This window comes from Streptomyces sp. STAM6, assembly GCF_054963715.1.
The window spans coordinates 175,513-195,210 of record NZ_JBUEFZ010000011.1; the positions used below are offsets into that span (position 1 = coordinate 175,513).

11 protein-coding genes and 1 pseudogene are annotated in these 19,698 nt (G+C 73.6%); 8 read left to right on the forward strand and 4 right to left on the reverse strand.

Annotation, left to right across the window (positions count from 1 at the left end; translation table 11 throughout):
- The first annotated feature begins 225 nt into the window (after positions 1 to 225).
- Together ACY34K_RS16405 and ACY34K_RS16410 are read left to right on the forward strand one after the other, a co-directional pair.
- Complete coding sequence (locus tag ACY34K_RS16405; protein ID WP_462747531.1) at positions 226 to 3,171, forward strand: DEAD/DEAH box helicase; 2,946 nt, start codon at positions 226 to 228, stop codon at positions 3,169 to 3,171.
- Positions 3,168 to 4,475 carry an SWF or SNF family helicase gene (locus ACY34K_RS16410; protein WP_462747532.1) on the forward strand — a complete coding sequence of 436 codons (1,308 nt, stop codon included), beginning with the start codon at positions 3,168 to 3,170 and terminating at the stop codon, positions 4,473 to 4,475. Before ACY34K_RS16405 ends, ACY34K_RS16410 begins: the two co-directional genes overlap by 4 nt.
- Before the next feature lie 91 nt (positions 4,476 to 4,566).
- Here ACY34K_RS16410 and ACY34K_RS16415 read toward each other — a convergent pair whose 3' ends face one another.
- A complete protein-coding gene (locus ACY34K_RS16415; protein WP_462747533.1) occupies positions 4,567 to 5,514 on the reverse strand; it encodes a GNAT family N-acetyltransferase in 948 nt (315 codons plus the stop codon).
- Positions 5,515 to 6,631: 1,117 nt separating this feature from the next.
- Here ACY34K_RS16415 and ACY34K_RS16420 point away from each other — a divergent pair.
- The 4 genes from ACY34K_RS16420 (at position 6,632) to ACY34K_RS16435 (ending at position 12,309) form a co-directional block, all read left to right on the forward strand.
- The gene (locus ACY34K_RS16420; RefSeq protein WP_462747535.1) at positions 6,632 to 9,937 is read left to right on the forward strand and encodes an amino acid adenylation domain-containing protein; all 3,306 of its coding nucleotides are present in this window, start codon (positions 6,632 to 6,634) and stop codon (positions 9,935 to 9,937) included.
- Positions 9,938 to 9,966: 29 nt separating this feature from the next.
- Positions 9,967 to 11,196, forward strand: a complete 1,230-nt coding sequence (locus ACY34K_RS16425) for a cytochrome P450 (RefSeq protein ID WP_462747537.1) — start codon at positions 9,967 to 9,969, stop codon at positions 11,194 to 11,196.
- 288 nt (positions 11,197 to 11,484) lie between these two features.
- The gene (locus tag ACY34K_RS16430) at positions 11,485 to 11,874 is read left to right on the forward strand and encodes a rodlin (protein WP_462747538.1); all 390 of its coding nucleotides are present in this window, start codon (positions 11,485 to 11,487) and stop codon (positions 11,872 to 11,874) included.
- Between the two features lie 120 nt (positions 11,875 to 11,994).
- Positions 11,995 to 12,309: a hypothetical protein gene (locus ACY34K_RS16435; RefSeq protein WP_462747540.1), complete on the forward strand. Its 315-nt coding sequence runs from the start codon at positions 11,995 to 11,997 to the stop codon at positions 12,307 to 12,309.
- A gap of 30 nt (positions 12,310 to 12,339) precedes the next feature.
- Here the strand turns inward: ACY34K_RS16435 and ACY34K_RS16440 are convergent.
- Positions 12,340 to 13,561, reverse strand: a pseudogene (locus tag ACY34K_RS16440) (4-hydroxybenzoate 3-monooxygenase).
- A gap of 60 nt (positions 13,562 to 13,621) precedes the next feature.
- On the reverse strand, positions 13,622 to 13,843 hold the full coding sequence (locus ACY34K_RS16445; protein WP_462747542.1) for a hypothetical protein: 222 nt from the start codon (positions 13,841 to 13,843) through the stop codon (positions 13,622 to 13,624).
- Positions 13,844 to 14,175: 332 nt separating this feature from the next.
- Here ACY34K_RS16445 and ACY34K_RS16450 point away from each other — a divergent pair, with 332 nt between their 5' ends.
- Positions 14,176 to 15,180: an isopenicillin N synthase family dioxygenase gene (locus tag ACY34K_RS16450; RefSeq protein WP_462747544.1), complete on the forward strand. Its 1,005-nt coding sequence runs from the start codon at positions 14,176 to 14,178 to the stop codon at positions 15,178 to 15,180.
- Between the two features lie 26 nt (positions 15,181 to 15,206).
- On the opposite strand, the gene ACY34K_RS16455 is transcribed toward ACY34K_RS16450, so the two are convergent.
- The gene (locus ACY34K_RS16455; protein ID WP_462747546.1) at positions 15,207 to 15,686 is read right to left on the reverse strand and encodes a hypothetical protein; all 480 of its coding nucleotides are present in this window, start codon (positions 15,684 to 15,686) and stop codon (positions 15,207 to 15,209) included.
- 67 nt (positions 15,687 to 15,753) lie between these two features.
- Between ACY34K_RS16455 and ACY34K_RS16460 the strand changes: the two genes are divergently transcribed.
- Positions 15,754 to 19,698 (forward strand): NACHT and WD repeat domain-containing protein, encoded by a 3,945-nt coding sequence (locus tag ACY34K_RS16460; RefSeq protein WP_462747548.1) that lies wholly within the window; start codon positions 15,754 to 15,756, stop codon positions 19,696 to 19,698.

The following is a 19,698-nucleotide window of genomic DNA, read 5'->3' on the forward strand; positions in this document are numbered from 1 at the left end:
CGTGACTTCGCCGACCCGTTGAACCTAGGAGCCGGGAGTGGACCGGAACCATGACGCCACCACCCGGACGGAAGAGGGGGGTGGCCCATGCGTCGGGGTGGGGCTGACAACACCCGCACAGAAGTGACACACATCACTGACTGACAGCCCCTACAAGCCGCTTCCGTTCTGTACGATCGGCGATTCCGGTCCGCACTAGTCAAATTTGAGGAACGCATCAGCACTGTGCACCGGCGTCCTTCGACGACGCCCTCCGAGACCTCTCCCCTCATATCCCGCTCCGCCCTTTTCCTGCCCGCCGACCCCTCTCGCAGGGGGCGGATCGCCTTCTGGACGCCCGGCGCGCCCGGCGCCGCCGAGCCACCCCGGGCCCTCGGCTCCGTCGAGGAGCTCACCGTCGTCGGGGACGACGCGCGCCCCAGGGCGGTCCGGGCGCTGCTGATGCCCGTACGGGACGCGCTGCCGCTGCTCACCCGGGCACGCTTCTCCGCACAGGCCTCGCCGGCGACGGCGTTCTGGGGTGCGGCCGCCCTGCTCGCGCTGCAACTGGCCGCCCAGGGGCGGCTGTTGCCGGGCCTCACCGCCTCGGACCACGACGCGTGGCGGATCGGTCCACTGACGTCCGACGACGTGGAGCGGGTGCGGACGCTCGCCGCGTCGATGCCGCCGGCCGCCCACGCCGTACCCGTCGGCTCGGCGGCGGACGGCACCGTCCTGCTGCCCGAGCCGGAACGGCTGCTGAGGGCCTTTCTGGACTCCGTGGCCGACGGCCTGCCGCGCACCCCGGCCGCCCGTCTCGCCGCGGGCGGGCCGGCCTTCACGGTGGACGAGCCGCAGCACGTACCCGCGCAGCGGGCCTGGGCCGCGGGCGTCGCGGCGGGTCACGACGCGGGCGTACGGCTCTCCCTGCGGATCGAGCTGCCGGGCCTGGACGACACGCCTCACCCGTCCTCCGGCGCCGCGGAGTCCACGTCGGCCACGGAAGCGCCGGCCGACGGAGAACTCCGCGCCGCCTTCCGATGCGTGCTGCAGATGCACAGCGTCGCCGATCCGGCGCTGGTCGCCGACGCCGCCGAGGTGTGGGCCGACCCGGACGGCGCCGCGTTCGGGCCGCACGGCCGGATGGACGCCCTGCTCGCGCTGCGGCGGGCCGCCCGTGCCTGGCAGCCGCTGACCCCGCTGCTGTCGGCCGCCGTCCCGGACGCGATCGAACTCGCCGACGAGGAGGTCACCGAACTGCTCGGCGAGGCCGGCCGGGCGCTGGCGGCATGCGGCGTGCAGGTCCACTGGCCCCGCCGGCTGGCGCGGTCGCTGACCGCGCGTGCCGTGATCGGGCCCCCGGACGAGGACCAGGACACGGACTCGAACGCCCCGGGCCGGGACGCGTCGGGGCGGGAAGCGTCGGGTCTGCCGTCGTTCCTGTCCGCCGACGCGCTGCTCGCCTTCGACTGGCGGTTCGCGGTCGGCGGCCAGGACCTCACGCGCGCCGAGCTGGACCGGCTCGCCGAGGCCGGCCGGCCGGTGGTGCGGCTGCGTGACCAGTGGGTGCTGATCGACCCGGAGGAGGTGCGCCGCGCCAGGGAACAGCAGGACCGCAAGGTCACTCCGCTGGACGCGCTCGGCGCCGTACTGACCGGCACCACGGAGGTGGACGGCCGCCCCGTCGCCGTCCGGCCCACGGGTTGGCTGCGGGCCCTGCGGGACCGGCTCGCCGATCCGGAGGGCGGCCGGCAGGACGTCGGGCAGCCGGCCGCGCTCGCCGCCACCCTGCGCGACTACCAGCTGCGCGGGCTGAACTGGCTCCACCGGATGACCTCGCTCGGTCTCGGCGGCTGCCTCGCCGACGACATGGGCCTCGGCAAGACGATCACGCTGATCTCGCTCCATCTGCACCGGCAGACCGACGAGTCCGCCGCCGGGCCCACCCTGGTCGTCTGCCCGACGTCGCTGATGGGCAACTGGCAGCGCGAGGTGGAGAGGTTCGCGCCCGGCACCCCCGTGCGCCGGTTCCACGGTCCCGCGCGGGACCTGGACGGGCTGACCGACGGCGAGTTCGTGCTCACCACGTACGGGACGATGCGGCTCGACGCGCCGCGGCTCGCCGGTGTGCCCTGGGGCATGGTCGTCGCGGACGAGGCGCAGCACGTCAAGAACCCGTACTCGGCGACCGCGAGGCAGCTGCGCACCATCGGGGCCAAGGCACGGGTCGCGCTGACCGGCACCCCCGTCGAGAACAACCTGTCGGAGCTGTGGGCCGTCCTCGACTGGACGACGCCGGGGCTGCTGGGACGCCTGGGCACGTTCAGGAGCCGTTACGCCCAGGCCGTGGAGGGCGGGGCCGACCCGGCGGCCGCCGAGCGGCTGGCGGCCCTGGTACGGCCCTTCCTGCTGCGCCGCCGCAAGTCCGACCCCGGGATCGCGCCGGAGCTGCCGCCGAAGACGGAGACCGACCGGACCGTGGCACTGACCAAGGAACAGGCCGGCCTGTACGAGGCGGTGGTGCGCGAGACGCTGGCGGCGATCGCCGACGCGGACGGCATGGAGCGGCGCGGGCTGGTGGTGAAGCTGCTGACCGCGCTCAAGCAGATCTGCAACCACCCCGCGCAGTACCTGAAGGAGGAGCGGCCGCGGATCGTGGACCGTTCCGGAAAGCTGGAGGCGCTGGACGAGCTGCTCGACACGATTCTCGCCGAGGGCGCGAGCGTGCTCGTGTTCACGCAGTACGTGGGGATGGCGCGGCTGCTGGAGCAGCACTTGGCGGCCCGGGGCGTGCGCTCCCAGTTCCTGCACGGCGGTACGCCCGTCGCCGAGCGCGAGGCGATGGTCGCACGGTTCCAGGAGGGTGACGTCCCGGTCTTCCTGCTGTCGCTGAAGGCCGCGGGCACCGGACTCAACCTCACCCGCGCGGGCCATGTCGTGCACTACGACCGCTGGTGGAACCCCGCCGTGGAGGCACAGGCCACCGACCGCGCCCACCGCATCGGCCAGACGCAGCCGGTGCAGGTGCACCGGCTGATCGCCGAGGGCACGATCGAGGACCGGATCGCGGAGATGCTGGCTCGCAAGCAGCAGCTGGCGGACGCCGTCCTCGGCTCCGGCGAGGCCGGGCTGACCGAACTGACCGACGCCGAGCTGTCGGAACTGGTGGAGCTGCGAGGGAGCGGGCGATGAGCCGTACCGACGACAACGACGCCGTGAACGAGCGGACCTTCGCCGCGCTGCCTCCCGCGCGGGGCCGGGGCTTCGCAGAGACCTGGTGGGGCCGTGCCTGGCTGAAGGCGCTGGAGGAAACGGCGCTGGATTCCGAGCAGGTGAAGAAGGGCCGCAGGCACGCGCGCGAGGGCGCGGTCGGAGCGGTGTCGGTGCGGCCGGGACGGATCACGGCCGTGGTGAAGGACCGGGACGGCGGCACGCGGCGCAGCGACGTGCTGCTGCAGCGGCTGACCGACGCGGAGTGGGACCGGTTCCTGGACTTGGCGGTGGACCGGGCGGGGCACATCGCGGCGCTGCTGGACCGTGACATGCCGCCGCACCTGGTGGAGGACGCGGCGGCGGCCGGGATCGAACTGCTTCCCGGCATCGGCGACCTGGAGCCGGAGTGCGCATGCGACGCGTGGGACCACTGCCCGCACACCGCGGCGCTCTGCTACCAGGTGGCGCGCCTGATGGACCAGGACCCCTTCCTGCTGCTGCTGATGCGCGGGCGCGGGGAGCGACGACTGCTGGACGAACTGCAGGTCCGCAGCGCGGCGCGGGCGGCACGCGACCCCGAGGGGCGCCCGGAGGCGGCCGAGGCCGTGCCCGAGGGCGTACGGGCCGACGAGGCGTTCGCCGCGCGGGACATCCTTCCACCGCTGCCCGGGCCTCCCGCGCTGCCCGACGCGCCCGGTGAGCCGCCGGCGCTCGACACGGAGACGCCGCCGGCGCCGGGCGTCGACCCGGCGGCGCTGGAGCTGCTGGCGTCGGACGCGGCGGCGAGGGCGTACCGGATGCTGGCGGAGGCACTGGCGCCGGGCCACGAGTACGAGGCGCTGCCCGCACCGGTGCTGACGGTGGACCAGGACGCGGTGCGGCTGGGCGCCGTGGCGGACGGGCTGCCGTGGGTGCTGGACCGGCTGGCGGCCGGAACGGGCCGCCGGCGGGCCGACCTGGAGCCGGCCACGCGCGCGTGGCGGCTCGGCGGTGCGGGTGCGCTCGCGGTACTGGAGGACGACTGGTCGCCCGAGCCGGAGCTCCTGGCGCGGGCCACGGTGCGACTCGCCGAAGCCTGGGAGGACGGTGAGGGGCCCGCGCTGCGCGCCGGCCGCCCGGGCCGCTGGACCGTGGTGGGCGCGGGCCTCCAGCTCCGCCTCGACCGGGACGGCCGCTGGTGGCCGTTTCGCAAGGAGGGCGCCCGGTGGTGCCCCGCGGGTCCCGCCGACGACGACCCGGAGGCGGCCTTGGGGGATCTCCTCGGTACACCTGTAGGACCCTGATGACCGGCCTGAAGGACCCGGCCCCGAAGGCCGGGTCCCGAAGGGCCGGAACCGAAACGCCGGAACCGAGAGGCTGGAGCCGAAACGCAGGTCAGTCCGCCACCGGGAGCGTCACTTCCCAGGTGTCCACGGCGTAGTGCAGACCCATGCCGTGCGCCTCGTAGAGCCGCAGGGCACCGCTCTCGTTGAGCGTGTCGACGCCCAGCCCGAGGGTGTCGCGCCCCCGGGCCGCGTACACCCCGAAGGCGTGCCGCAGCAGGTACCCGCCGAGGCCTTGGCCGCGGGCCGCCTCGCGGACGCCGAGGTTGCGCACCCAGGCCATGCTGGCGCGGTCGTCCCGGGTGAGGATCACGGCGGCGTCGCCGATGCCGTCGAGCGCGGCGATCCACACGAGGGACCAGTCCAGGTGGGCGGCGTCAATGTCGTCGAGCCACTGCTCGTAGGTCCGGTGGTGGTGGTCGAAGTGTTCGGAGAACGTCTCCTGCACGAGCTCGTGCACGCGGCGCCGGTCGGCCTCGTCGGTGCAGTCGCGCAGGGTCAGCCCGGCGGGCGGCCGCGGCACCGGGTCGGTCCGCACGGCGATCGCGCGGGTCATGACATGGTGGCGGCGTACCCGCTGCCAGCCGCGCGCAGCGAGCAGGGCGGTGTCCGTGGTGGGCTTCTGGCTGAGGTTGAGGTGGACGACGGCTCGCCGGGCGCCGTTCGCGGCGGCCTTCGCCCGCGCCCGTGCCTCGGCGAGTTCCAGCAGTCGTTCGCCGGCCGTCTGGTGCTCGGGCAGGACGTAGTGGTCGATGTCGATGCGCTCGGCACCCGATTCGTCCCACAACAGGGCGTAGGCGACGAGCCGTCCGTCCTGGAAGGCCAGCCATGAGTCGCGGGCGAGGTCCACGTCGGAATGGGTCAGGTCGGCCTCGACCGAATGGAGATCGGTCTCGGGCCGGCCGATCTCGATGGTGTCGACGGCGTTGAGCAGCTCGCAGATCTGCGGCGCGTCTTCCGGCCCGGCGGCGCGGACGGTGGGTATGGGTACTGCCTGCATCCGGCCACTGTCCGGGCGCGGCCGAGCGCTTGACAACCGATTTACGGGCCGGGGCCGGACGACTCCGGCGCGGCGGGCAGTGAGCCCGCCGCGCCAGGAGGCGGAGTCGCGGCGATGTGGTGAGGCGCGGAGGCGGCCTCAGCCGGCGAACGGGTTGGCGTCCGGGGAGCTGCTGCCCCGGGCGCAGGAACCGCTGTCGGCCGCACTCGTCGCGGACGGGGACGAAACCGGCGTCGCACAGGCGCCGGGCCACCCGCTGCCGGCGGACTTCGCCCAGCTTGAACATGCTCAGCAGGAAGGCGGCGAGGGCGGCGCCGCCGGCCACGGCGCCGACGTACATGCCGGCGATCAGGAGCACCACCACGAGGACGCCCACACCGCCCCAGGCGACCACCTTCTGCTGGTTCTCGGCGGCCTGGGTCATGACGTCGAAGGCGATCCGGTCCTTCAGCCGCGCGACCGCCTCCTCGGCCTCGGGGGCAGGCTGCAGCGAACCGGGCCGCAGGCCGGGCACCGCGCCGCCGTTGCCGGCCTGTGGGTACGCGCTGAGGGTGGCCGCCTCGCGCGGCGACCCGGGCCTGGGGGCGCGGGTCGCGGGTCGCGGTGAAGGTCGACGACCAGGGTCCGCTTGTTGGGCCCCTCACGCCGCGCCTCGCCGTACTCGAAGCCGTACTGCTCGGCGGCGAAGGCCTGTACCGCCAGTTTTCCGGCGACGGCCATGTCATGTCGCAGCACCACGACGTCCTGCGTCGCGATCTGCCGCAGCAGGTCTGCTGTCTGCCGGTCGGCGCCCATATGTCCCTGCTCTCGTTCCGTACCGATGGACCGGTGCCGCCCGTGCGGCAGCGCAGCCCAACCCGAGCGGTAGGACTCATTCCGCTTGGGGTGGGCCTTCCGCCGGCGGGCCGCGCGCGGGCTCCGGCACACGGCGGCCGGGTGGCCCCACCGACGGATGGGCGTGCCCGGAACCCGCCAAAGTCCGACCGGAAGCACACCCGTCGCTTCGGCCACGCCGCCCTGTTCCGGGGGCGTTTCCGGCCTGCCGGGGCCGCCGGGGGCACGGTCCTGCGACCGTACGATCGCGGCGACCGAAGCCGAGCGTGACGGGGAGCCTGCGATGAGCCTGGACGGCGCGACACGAGCGACGGATACGGAAGTCCACCCGGGCAGCGCGGTGCCGTGCCCGGACCCGGACCCGAACCCGAACCCGCACGAGCGGTCGCTGGCGGAGTTGTTCGCCTCCCAGGCGTACCGCTACCCGGAGCGGTACGCGGTCGACGCGCACGACGTCCGCTACACGTACGCCGAACTCGCCGCCCTCGCGCTGAGGTTCGCGCGCGGCCTCGGCCGGCTCGGAGTGGCCTCCGGGGCGGTGATCGGACTCATGGGGCGGCGCGGCCCGGACGCCTGTGTGGCCGTGCTCGGCACCGTCTTCGCCGGCGCCACCTACCTGCCCCTGGACGCCTCCCTGCCCGCGGAGCGGTTGCGCGGCATGCTCGTGGACTCCGGCGCGACCGTGGTCGTCCGGCTGCCCGGGTCCGGGACGCGCACACCGGCCGGGGCACGGCACCGCCCGGGGGAAACGGCTCCGGTGGTGGACTTCGAGGAGGTGCTGCGGGTGGCCGGCCGGGACTCCCGGGACACCCTCGCGCTGCCCGGCGCGGCGGCCGCCGCCTCGACACCGGCCTATGTGATGTTCACCTCCGGCACGACCGGGCGCCCCAAGGCGGTGGCTGTGCCCCAGCGCGGGGTGGCCAGGCTCGCGGTGGACAACGGTTTCATGGAGCTCGGCCCCGAGGACCGGGTGTTGCACGGGGCGACGCTGTCGTTCGACGCCTCGGTGCTGGAGATGTGGCCGGCGCTGCTGAACGGCGCGTGCCTGGTGCCGGTCTCCTCCGACGTGCTGCTCGTGCCGCACGAGTTGCACCGTTTCCTGCTGCGGGAGCGGATCACGGTGCTGTTCCTGACGACGAGCGTCTTCCACCATGTGGCGCGGGAACGTCCCGAGGTGTTCGCGGGTCTGCGGTACGTGGTCACCGGAGGCGAGGCGCTGCGGCCCGACGCCGCCCGCCGCGTGCTGGAGCACGGCAGGCCCCGGCACCTCGTCAACGCCTACGGCCCGACCGAGACGGCCTGTGTCGCGACCGCCCATCTCGTCACGGAGGTACCGGCGGACGCTGCCTGTGTGCCCGTCGGGCGACCCATCGCCGAGACCGTCTGCCACATCCTCCGTGAGGACGGCAGTCCGGCCTCCGTCGGCGAGGACGGGGAGCTGTACATCGGCGGTGGTGGTGTCGCGGACGGCTACCTCAACGATCCGGCCGAAACCGCCCGCCGTTTCGTGACCCTGCGGCACGGCCCGGACGGCCGGCCCGAGCGGGTCTATCGCAGTGGCGACTTCGCGCGGCGCCGCGCCGACGGGGTGATCGAGTTCCGCGGCCGCCGCGACGACCAGGTCAAGGTGCGTGGTTTCCGGATCGAGCCGGAGGAGGTGCGTGCGGCGCTGGTGTGCCATCCCGCCGTGGCGGACGCGGTCGTCGTCGCCCGCGAGGACGGCACCGGCCGCTGCCTGGCCGCCTATGTCACCGGCCACCGGCCCGGAACGGCGCCGGGCGCGACGGAGTTGCGGACCTTCCTCGGCGGTCGGCTGCCCGCGTTCATGGTTCCGGCCACGATCACCGTGCTGGACGAGCTGCCGCTCGCGCCGAGCGGCAAGGTCGACCGCTCCGCGCTTCCCGACCCGGCGAGCCGGACCGCCCGGGCCGCCGGGGGCTCCGGGGGCTCCAGGGGCTCCAGGGGCTCCAGGGGCTCCGGGGGCTCCAGGGGCTCCGGGCCCGCCGTCCCGGGCCCGGCGCCCGGACCCGCCACGGACGCCGTCTTCGACACCGTCTGCCAGGTGTGGGCGTCGGCCCTGCCCGTCGGACGGGCGGAGCCGGACGACGACTTCTTCGCCTGCGGCGGAAACTCCCTGCTCGCCGTCCAGCTCGTCGCCCGCGTCCAGAAGGCCCTGGTCATCGACGACGCCCTCGGCTACGAGCTGGTGACGAGGCTGCTCGACGAACCGGTCCTGAAGGCCTTCGTCGCGGCGGTCGAGGAAATGGTCACCGACGCCGGCCCCGCCACCGGGTCCACCACCGCGCCCGGAGGGCCCTCCGGCGGCGGTACCTCACGCGCGGCGGGCGCGGGCGGCGAGCCGGCCACGGCCGTGGACCGCTGGCGGCCCGACCTGCGGTGGCCCCTGCCCCCTGTCGGCGCGTCCGAACCGCGGCCGGCCTGGGAGGCGCCCCGGCATGTGTTCCTGACCGGCGCCACCGGCTTCCTCGGCGCCCATCTGCTGCGCCAACTGCTGGACCGGACCGATGCGGACGTCCACGCGCTCGTCCGGGCACGCGACACCGCGCACGCCCACGAGCGGATCGCCCGGGCGCAGTCCCGCCACGGCATCGCGCGGCCGTTGCCCGCCGGCCGCGTCCACCCCCTCGTCGGCGACCTGACCCGGCCCCGCCTCGGCCTGAGCGACGCCCAGTGGGAGGCCCAGGCCGAGCGCGCCGATGTGATCCACCACTGCGGCGCGGAGGTCAACTTCCTCTACCCGTACGAGAAGCTGCGCGCGGCCAATGTGTACGGCACGAGGGAGGTCATCGCGCTCGCCGCCCGCCGGGCCGTCCCGCTGCACCACATCTCCACCGTCGCGGTGGTGCACGGTATGGGCGCGGCCGGAGTGCGGCACGTCTCCGAGGACACCCCGCTGAGCCATGTGGAGCTGCTGTCCATGGGCTACACGGAGAGCAAGTGGGTCGCGGAGGAGCTCGTACGGGCCGCCGGCCGGGCCGGGCTGCCGGTCGCGGTCCACCGCCCCCACGAGATCAGCGGCGACACCACGAGCCACACATGGAACAGTGACGCGGCGCTGTGCGAGTTCTTCCGGATCATCACCGAGCTGGGACTCGCGCCCGCTCTCGACCTGCCCCTGAACCTGGTGCCGGCCGACTTCGCGGCCGGCGCCGTCGTCCACCTCGCCACGCACCGGGCGGCGACCGGCGGGACGTACCACCTGACGAACCCGCACGAGGCCCGGCTCGACGACATGGTGGGGCGGCTGCGTGCGCACGGGCACCGCATCCGCACGGTCGGCTACGAGGAGTGGACCGCGGCGATGGCGGCACACCTCGCGGACCGGCCCACCCATCCCTTCACCCCGTTCGCGCGCCTGTTCACCACGCCGGCCGCCGGCGGGACGACCATCGAGGAGCTGTCGACCGCGGACCACGCGCCCCGGCTCGGCCGGGCGCGGATCGAGCGTGGCCTGGCGGGCAGCGGGCTGGTCTGCCCACCGGTCGACGACCGGCTGCTGGACCAGTACATCCGCTACTTCCACAGCTCGGGTTTCCTCCCCGCCCCGCAGCCCGTCCGATCCGCGTGACGAACCGTGAGTATCCGAGAGAGGCGGCCATGCCTGTTCTTCCCCTGCTCGTCCCGGACCTGTCGGCTCCGCGTTCCTTCCTGCCCGAGCCGCCCCACCGGGTGTGGGCCGAGCTGCGGCGCGGCGGCACGCTCCACTACCAGGAACGGCCCGGCGCTCCGGGCTTCCACTCGATCACCCGCCATAGGGACATCGACGCGGTACTGCGGGACTCGGCCACCTACAGCTCCGAGTGGGGCATGACGCTGGACACCGCGCTGGGCCGGCGGGACGAGGCCGCGGGGCGGATGATCGAGCTGACCGATCCCCCGCTGCACCAGCGCCTGCGGCGGCTGGTCAGCAGTGGTATGACCCGTTCCGCGGCGCGGGCGATGGACGGCGTGCTGCGGCGGTACGTGGAGCGCTGGGTGGACGAGGCCGTACGGGCGGGTGAGACGGACTTCGTCCGGGCCGTCGCGGCGCGCGTCCCGGCGGCCGCGACGGGTCTGCTCCTCGGGCTGCCCCCCGAGGAGTGGGACGTGCTCTCCGTCCGCGCCGGCAACGCGGTCTGCGGCTCGCTCGGCGAGCACGACGCGAGCGCGGGCGACCTGGCGGCGCGCCGGCGGTCCACGGCGACCGCCAACGGACAGCTGCTGATGCATCTGGCCGCTCTGGTCGACCACCCGGCGCTCGACGGTGACGGTCTGATCCGCCGGCTGCTGGACGCGGACCTCGACGGTGACCGGCTGACCCCTGAGGAGGTGCTGCTGAACTGCCTCAATCTCGCCATCGGCGGCAACGAGACCACCAAGAACGCGGCCACCGCCGGGGTGATGGCCTTCGCCCGTCATCCCGCGCAGTGGCAGTGGCTGCGGCGCCACCCCGAGCGGCTCGACCTGGCGATCGAGGAGATCCTGCGCTACACCACCCCTCCGCTGCACCTCGTGCGTACCGTCACACGCCCCGCGGTACTGGCCGGAACGCGACTGCAGCCGGGCGAACTGGTCTGCCTGTGGCTGCCGTCCGCCAACCGTGACGAGGAAGTCTTCGCCACGCCGGACGAGTTCCGTGTCGACCGGACCTCGAATCCGCATCTGGCATTCACCAGTGGACGGCACTTCTGCATGGGCGCGGCACTCGCACGGACCCAGCTGCGGCTGGTGTTCGAGGCCCTGCTGACCCGGGTCGACGCGATGCACGGACTGGGGGCTCCCACCCGCAGGGCGTCGAACTTCGTCACGTCGTACGACAGTCTGCCGGTCGCCCTGACGGTGGACTGACCACCCCGGCGGTGCCGCGCAGGGCGCCGACAGGCGTACTGTGTGTGATGTCGAGACGCACCCCCTTCCATCCAGGCGGGTGCCGGACCTGCCCTGACCAGCCGTCCGGGGCAGGTTCTCGGCCTTTCACCCCTTCGCCGACGCAGACTGCGATCACGTAACGCAACCATGCGATGCGACAGATGGGTGAACTCGGACTCTTGTCACAACTCAGCCGTTACGCGGACAAGGTTGCCCTGTTACGCAGGGGGATCCGGGCAACGGATCTCTCACTGAGAAGGATGGACCATGATCAAGAAGGTTCTTGCCACCGCCGGCGTCGCTGCGGCCGTACTGGGCGCCTCCGCGCCGATGGCCTCGGCCGTGGGCGACCGCGGAATCGACACGCAGAACGGCAACCACGCCAAGCAGGCGTACGGGAACACGGTCACCGGCGGGTACATGAGCCCGCAGATCGGGCTCGTCCAGGGCTCGCTCAACAAGCCGTGCGTCGGTCTGCCCGCCCAGGTGGACGTCCAGAACATCGCCGCCTTCCTCAACGTCGGCGTGCAGGACATCCTCAACGACACGCAGAACCAGCAGTGCGCGGAGAACTCCACGGCGGTCAAGGGCGACAGCGCCCTGTCGCACCTCCTGGAGGACGTCCTCTCCGAGAACGGTTCCGTCGCCGCCGGCTGACGTGATCCGGCCGGCCCGTGCGACCGTGCGCCGCTCGGGCCGGCCGGTCCCGTTTCCGCCGGCCCCGGACGGGTCACCCGTTGACCGTCGCCACCGAACGCGCGCATACGAGGAGTGGGCATGACGACATACGTCATCACGATCCCGGGCACGTTCCTGCAGGGGCTGACCGACAGCGCGCGGGCCACACTGCTGCGCCAACTGCGACCGGCCGATCCCCAGCAGACGTCCCTGGGGCAGCGTGAGGACCTGGAAATCCTCACCGTCAACGACAACGGCACGTTCAGCGTGCACCTGGAGGTCGAGGCGGACACCCGGCGCGGCGCCGAGGAGCAGGCGAAGGAGACGGTCGCCGCCGCCCTGCGCGAGGCGGGCTTCGGCGAGGACAAGGCGCCGCTCGGACCGCCCGCGGTGACCGGCATCGACACCACGTGAGCATGGGAGGCCGGGACGCGGTGAACCGGCTCAGTGGCCGGCGTCCTTGCCGATGTACAGCTCGGCGAAGGCGGCCGCGGCGACGGGCGAGCCGAGGAGCCGGCGCAGCCGTGCGGCCGCGGTGCCGGCCCTGAAGGCGTCTCCCGACGAGGGTCCGTGCAGGACCTCGGAGAACCACTGCGAGAACTCCTGGTACTGCCAGACGCGCCGCAGACAGGCCGCCGAGTAGCCGCGCAGCCCACGGTCGTCGCCGTTCCGGCAGTACGCGACCAGCGCGTCCCCGAGGAGCAGCGCGTCGTGCAGGGCGAGGTTCATGCCCTTCGCGGCGATCGGCGCCGCGAGATGGGCCGCGTCGCCCGCCAGGTACAGCCGGCCCCACGCCATCGGCTCGACCACGTGGTTGTGCATGTCGAGGACCCGCTTCTCGATCAGCCGTCCCTCGACGAGCGGCCGGGCCCCCGCCGCCGACAGCCGGGCGCGCGGTTGTGACCACACCCGCTCGTGCGGCCAGTCGTCCGGGCTGTCCCCGGGCGGGCACTCCAGGTAGTAGCGGGTGACCTGAGGGCTTCGGGCCATGTGGGCGGCGAACCCGTCCGGGTGGAGACCGAACACCACGCGGTCGCTGGAGGGCGGGGCCTCGGCGAGGAGCGCCAGCCAGCCGATGCCGTAGTCGTGCCGGGCGATCCCCGTGCTGTCCGGCGGCAGCCAGGTGCGGGTCACGCCCCGGGCACCGTCGCAGCCCGCCACGGCCTCGCACGCGATCCGCGCTCGCTCGCCCGTCGCCGGGTCCGTGTACGACACGGAGGGCCGGTCCGTGCCGAGGCCGTGCCGCTCGACGTCACGCACGCCGAAACGGATGTCGCCGTGCGCGTCGTCCGCGTACGCGGCCACGAGGTCCGTGACCAGCAGCGGCTGCGGATAGACGAAGTGGTGGTGCCCCGACAGCTCGCCGTAGCGGAAGGTGTGGCGCCTCCCGGCGAACCGGAACTCGCACGCGCCGTGCGACGGCGCGTGGTCCAGCAGCCGGTCGGCAAGTCCGCGGCGTTCCAGGGCGGACGGCCCACTCCTCGATGAACCCGGCGCGCGGGCGCTGCTCGATGAACTCCCTGCTCTCCGTCTCCAGGACGACACAGTCGACGGAGGCGGCCCGGAGGATGTTGGCCACGGTCAGCCCGGCCGGGCCCGCGCCCACGACGACGACCCGGGTGCGCTGATCCGGCGCCGGAGTGGCGGGGGCGGCTGCGGCGGTCACCGCAGCAGTATGACGGTGATCCGTCAAAGAGCCACCGGTTCCGGCGGTCCGCCGGGCCCGTCACGGCGGGGACTCGGCCCATACCGCCGGACCGCCGCCCCGCCACTCGATCAGCCGGGAGGTGGCCACTTCGTCCGGCCCGAGCTCCAGCCCCGTGCCGCTGAGCAGGTCGACGAGATCGGCGACGCTGTGCGCGATGCCGAGGGTCGTGCCGTCGGCCCGCACATGGCGCCCGCCGGTCTCGGACGTCGGATACACGATCACTGGTGCCTGCGTTCCCATGCTTCCACCCTGCGCGTGGTCCGGTTCCCCGGCATCCTCGGGGTCCGCCGTCGGTGTGGTTCGGGTATCCCGGACGGCTCCTGGACACCGGGCGTACCCTCTGCGTATGACTTTTCTCGTAATGCGCCGCCACGTGGACTATGTGCGCGTCACGACCACGAGCTGTCTGCGCCAGGACTGACTTCCGGCCGTAATCAGACCTCTGCACGGTCCTGCGGCGGTCACCCGCGGTACTCGGCTCCACCCTATGACGCCGATGTCCGTGTTCCGCCGTCCCGCCACCCATGGGACAGGGCCGTGCGACACCAGAAACGGAAATCGCCATGCCATCCATGGACACTCCTGCCGGCTCGCTCCCCGTCATCGATCTTTCCGAGGCCGACGATCCGGCGACCCGCTCGGCCTTCCGGCGCCGGCTCCACGACGCCGCGCACGGGACGGGCTTCCTCCATCTGACGGGGCACGGTGTCAGCGCCGCGGAGACCGACCGCATCCTCAGCCTCACCAGGGAGTTCTTCGCCCTGCCCGAGGCGGACCGGCTGGCGGTCAGCAATCTCCACTCGCCGCACTTCCGTGGCTACACCCGCATCGGGGACGAGCTCACCGGCGGCCGTTCCGACTGGCGCGACCAGCTCGACGTGGGCGCGGAGCGTCCGGCCCCCGAGGTGGGGCCGGACGACCCGCCGTACCTGTGGCTGGAGGGCCCCAACCAGTGGCCCAAGGCGCTCCCCGAGCTCCGTACGGTCGTCCTGGAATGGCAGGAGCGGCTGGCGGCGGTGGCGCACCGGCTGCTTCAGGAACTGCTGGCGTCGATCGGCGCACCCGCCGACTTCTTCGACAAGGCGTTCGCCGAGCGGCCCCATCTGCACACCAAGCTGATCCGCTACCCCGGGTCGGCTCCGTCCGGGGCCGACCAGGGTGTGGGCGCGCACAAGGACTACGGCTTCCTGACCCTGCTGCTCCAGGACGGTGTGGGCGGACTCCAAGTGCGCCGCGGGGACGGCTTCGTGGACGTGCCGCCGATGCCGGGGGCGTTCGTGGTCAATCTCGGCGAGCTGCTGGAGATAGCCACCGACGGCTATCTGTCGGCGACCGACCACCGGGTCGTCAGCCCGCCGGGGGCGGTGGAGCGCTACTCGGTGCCGTTCTTCTACAATCCGCGGCTCGACGCGGTCGTCAACACCGTTCCCGGCTCCTACCTGGCGGACGCCCCGGGCCTCGCCCAGGACCGGACGAATCCCCTGCACGCGGAGTACGGCCGCAACGAGCTCAAGGGCTGGGTCCGGGCCCACCCCGAGGTGGCGAGGCGCCACCATCCCGAGCTGTTGGCCGGCTGACGACGGGCCCGGCCGCGGCGGCGGGTTCAGCGCCGCCGTCGCCCCCGGCGGCGTGGGCGGCGCAGGGCGTCGAGCTCACCGACGGCGGCACGGGCGTGGGCCGGGTCGCGGCGGCGGGCGCCGCCCGCGCACCACCAGTGGATCCGGCCGTCGGTCTCGCGGGGGTGCATCCCGATGTCGTGTTCGCCGCACAGGGGCCACGCCCGCCACAGCCGCTCGGTGATCGTTTCCTGGGCGGCGTCGGCGACGGCGACGAGGAAGCCGGCCGGGCTCGCCGCCCCTGTGTGGACCAGTGGGTTGCCGTGCCACGCGCCGTTGGCCAGGGTGACGTACACGTTCTCCGGCTCCCCGGCGGTGTCCGGCGGGAGAGCCATCAGCCGCAGGGGCCCCTCGTCCGGGAAGGTCGCCGCCAGGTCGCGGTTGAGCAGGGCAAGGGCCTCGTCCCACAGGGGGTGCTCGCCCGGCGCCACCCTCCGGGGGCTCACGGGGTGGAAAGGATCGGTCACGGTGGCATGATGCCCGGCAGGCGCACAACGGGGCGAGGGCGGCGGGGGCGGAATGGGCCGGATCTTCTTGAGTTACCACGCGCAGGACGGCGGGGACATCGCCGGCCGGTTACGCGAGGCGCTGACCGCCGCCGGGTACCAGGACTGCTACGCCTACGCCGAGCCCGGGTCGGGCCCCGAGCCCTCGTACGAGTGGCGGGAGAGCCTGCGCCGCGATCTGCTCGCCGCCGAGGCGCTGATCGTGATCACGACCGAGGGGTCGTCGGCCGAGTGGTGCGTGTGGGAGGTCTCCGTCTTCCGGGAGCGCAAACCGGACGCGCTGTGCCTGGAGTTCTTCAGCGGCGTACCGCGCGGGCGGGCGATCCTCGATCACCGGCAGGCCCGGCGGATCGACCGGGACGACCCCGGGTCGATGGCCGCGGCGGTGGACACCGCGCTGCGCCTGGTCGCCGGGGCGGGGGTGTCCAAAGCGCCGACGGCCGCCTCGCCCTTCCCCGGTCTGCGCGCCTTCGAGGAGGACCAGGCGTCGCTGTTCTTCGGCCGCGACGACGACATCGCACGGCTCGCGGAGCCGCTCACCGGCCGGCGGACGAGCGGGGCACTGGCGGTCATCGGCCCTTCGGGCGCGGGGAAGTCGTCCCTCGTGCGCGCCGGGCTCGTCCCCCGGTTGAAGCGGGACGCGCGGTGGACCGTGCTGGGACCGGTCACCCCCGCGCACGGCGCCGTGGCCGGGCTCTCCGCCACCGTCGCCCGGGCACGCCGCCGGGCCGGGCTCACCACGGCGGTCGGGACGGCCGAGGTGGAGGCCCGTATCAGAGCGGGCGCGGGCGGGCTGCGCGACCTGCTCGCGGAAACGGTCGCGGCCGTGCCGGGCGGACGGCTGCTGATCGTGCTCGACCAGGCGGAGGAGCTGCTCCTCGACCGCCCGTCCCGGGAGACGTCCGAGGGCTCCGGCGGGCCGGCGACGCTCGGCGCGGAGTCCGCACTGCTCGTCGAGGCACTGGTCGAGGCCGTGCGCGGCACCGCGTGGCTCGTCTACACGGTCAGGGCGGACTTCCTCGACGCCCTGATGCGGCACGAGGAGTTCACCGCGCTCCTGCGGGACGACTTCCTGGTCAGGCCGCTCGCCCGGGCGGATCTGCCGCACGTGGTCAACGGGCCGCTGAACACGCTCGGCTGGCGCTTGGACGAGCCGGCTCTGGGGATGCTGCAGGAGGACGCGAGCGGGGAGTCGCTGCCCCTGCTGGCGTTCGCGCTGGAGCGGTTGTGGCGGTACGCCAATCCGGACGGCCGGGGGGCGCCGCGGGCGATCACCCGCGCCGAGTACGAGGCGGCCGGCCGCGTCCAGGACGTGCTGCGGCGCCAGGCCGAGGAAGCGTTCGCGCTCGCCCGCGACCTGGTCCGGGACGAGGACGGGTCATGGCCCCCTCCGCGCGAGGCCGAGCGGACGGTGCTGCGTGCCCTGCGGCGGCTGGTCTCCGTCGACGAGTCCGGAAAATACACCAAGCGCCCCGTCGCCCTGGACGAACTCGGCGAGGCGGACCGCCGGCTGCTCGAACCGTTCGTCGAGTGCCGCGTGCTGACCACCACCCGGCTGTCCGGCAGGGCCGCACCGGAGGAGGGGGCGGACGGCTGGGAGCGGCTCACCGAGAACGCCCTCGAAGTGGCGCACGAAAGCATCTTCGTCCACTGGCCCAGGCTGCGGGACAGCCTGGGCCGGGACCACACGGCGCTGCGCGCCCGGCGCGAGGTGGAGGACGTCACCGCGGACTGGGTGGGGTTCGGCCGGCTGGGGGACCAGCTGATGCCGTCCTCCCGGCTGATGCGGGTCCTGAGCATGCTCTCCCCCGCCCTGTCGGGCACCGGGAGCGACGGGGACCCCTTCGTCCCGCTCTGGCCACAGCTCCGGGCGAACCTGACGGACCTGCACTTCTCGGCCGACGCCGTCGACATGCTGCGGCTGTCGCTTCAGCGGGCGGCGGACGACGACGTGGACCGGGCGCGGCTGCTGCTGGACGGCAGCCCGGCCGCCGCGCTGCGGGTGCTCGCCGGTGACGGTTCCCCGCAGGGCGACCTGCTGGTACGGATGCTGCTGCACGCCCCCGACCTCGGCCGGTGGCGCCGGGCACTGCTGCGCGCCATGGCCGCGGGCCGGCGCCTTCGGTCCTTCACCGGCCACGAGGGCGGCCTGTGGGGGGTGGCCTGGTCGCCCGACGACACCAAGCTCGTGACCGGTTCCAAGGACGGCACGGTGCGGGTGTGGGACGCCGGCACCAGCGCCTGCCTGGCGGTCTTCCGCCACGGCCAGGAACGCCGGGGAACCGACGTCGGCTGGGTCCGCTCGGTCGCCTGGGCGCCCCACGGCGACCTGATCGCCTCGGCGGCCACGGACGAGACGGTACGGCTCTGGTCCCTCGCGGACCGCCGCGAGGTCCGTCTCATCCAACTGCCCGACCGCCCCTGGTCGGTCCGCTTCGACGCGCGCGGTGAACACGTGCTGGTCGCGTGCGCGGACGGCGGGGCGTACCTGTGGGAGACGGAGGGGATGAGCCGGGAGCCGGTGGGGGTCTGGCGTGCGGTGGACGAGAAGGGTGAGCCCGTGAAGATCTGGGACGCCGACATCTCACGGGACGGAGGGGTGGCGCTGGCCCGGGACGACGGGTGGGCCCAAGTGCACATGGGGAACGGCCGGGCACTCATGCTCCACGCCAACGGGTTCTGGGCCGCGGGCGCGGAACCGCGTCCGGCGCGGACGGTCCGCTTCTCGCACGACGGCCGGATTGCCGCGGGGAACCAGGCCAATGTCGCGACGCTGTTTTCCGGGGTGGGTGATATGCCCTACGCCACTCTGCGGGGCCACGACGACCAAGTGCGGAGAGTGGCGTGGTCGCCCGCCGGCACCCGGGTCGCGACGGCGTCCGCCGACGCGACCGTCGGTGTCTGGGACACGCTGACGGGGGCCGAGCTGGTGAGGCTCACCGGCCATGGGCAGGGTGTGTGCGATCTGGCCTGGTCGCACCGGGGCGACCGGCTCACAAGTGTGGCCGACGACGGCAGCCACTTCACCTGGAAGATCGGTTCCGAGTGCCTGGAGACACGCGGGCCGTCCTCTCACCCGGGGTCGGCCCTGGCACGGCACCCGCGGAGTCGGGATCTGTGGACGTCGTCTTCGCTGCCGGAGCATCTGTCCGCCGTGGCCGCCGATGTGAACTCGTTGGCGTGGAGTCCCGACGGCGGCCTCCTCGCGGTCGGCTCGGCGAAAGGCAGGGTGATCGTCCTGTCCACGGCCATGGAAGCCGTGGCCGTGCTCTCCGACGCGCACGACGGCGTCCATGACGCCCAGTGGTCGTGCGACGGCAACTGGCTGGCCGTCGCGTCACGGGACCGGACCTGGCTGCCGCGGGTCTACCAGACGCACGTGTGGCGGCCGTTGGAGCCGTCGCGCCAGTGGACCCGGCACTCCAGCTTCCTGCGCGCCGTGGCGTGGCATCCGACGCGCCTCGAGTTCGCGGTCGCGGGCGAGGACAACCTCGTCACCGTCAACTCCCTCATGGAGACGGTGACCGAGTACCGGGCCGAGAAGGTGTTCACGAGCCTCGCCTGGCATCCGGCCGGCGACCGCCTCGCCCTCGGCTGCACCGACGGCACCGTCCGGGTCCTGCGGCGCACCGGGGACACGCTGTTGCCCGATCTGGAGCTGCTCGGGCACACGGACGGTGTCGAGTCCGTGGCCTGGTCGCCGGAGAGCGGTGATCTGCTGATCAGCGCTTCCAAGGACCGCACGGCGAGGGTGTGGAGCTCGGCCACGGGGGCCGAGCTGACGTCCCTGCTCGGCCACGGCGACGCCGTCCTGCAAGCCCTGTGGCTGGACCGCCCCCACCGCGTGGCCACCACATCGGCCGACAACACCGTCCGTATCTGGGACGTGTCGGACGGCCTCCACGGACCCGCGTCCGCCACGACCGACGACGTGGCGGCGCTGATCACGGAGGCGCGCCTGCGCGCGCGTTGA

What these genes read in the sequence shown, in the direction of transcription:
- ACY34K_RS16410 (WP_462747532.1), top strand. Translation starts at nt 3,168, where the DNA reads ATGAGCCGTACCGACGACAACGACGCCGTGAACGAGCGGACCTTCGCC.
- ACY34K_RS16415 (WP_462747533.1), bottom strand. Translation starts at nt 5,514, where the DNA reads ATGCAGGCAGTACCCATACCCACCGTCCGCGCCGCCGGGCCGGAAGAC.
- ACY34K_RS16420 (WP_462747535.1), top strand. Translation starts at nt 6,632, where the DNA reads ATGAGCCTGGACGGCGCGACACGAGCGACGGATACGGAAGTCCACCCG.
- ACY34K_RS16425 (WP_462747537.1), top strand. Translation starts at nt 9,967, where the DNA reads ATGCCTGTTCTTCCCCTGCTCGTCCCGGACCTGTCGGCTCCGCGTTCC.
- ACY34K_RS16430 (WP_462747538.1), top strand. Translation starts at nt 11,485, where the DNA reads ATGATCAAGAAGGTTCTTGCCACCGCCGGCGTCGCTGCGGCCGTACTG.
- ACY34K_RS16435 (WP_462747540.1), top strand. Translation starts at nt 11,995, where the DNA reads ATGACGACATACGTCATCACGATCCCGGGCACGTTCCTGCAGGGGCTG.
- ACY34K_RS16445 (WP_462747542.1), bottom strand. Translation starts at nt 13,843, where the DNA reads ATGGGAACGCAGGCACCAGTGATCGTGTATCCGACGTCCGAGACCGGC.
- ACY34K_RS16450 (WP_462747544.1), top strand. Translation starts at nt 14,176, where the DNA reads ATGGACACTCCTGCCGGCTCGCTCCCCGTCATCGATCTTTCCGAGGCC.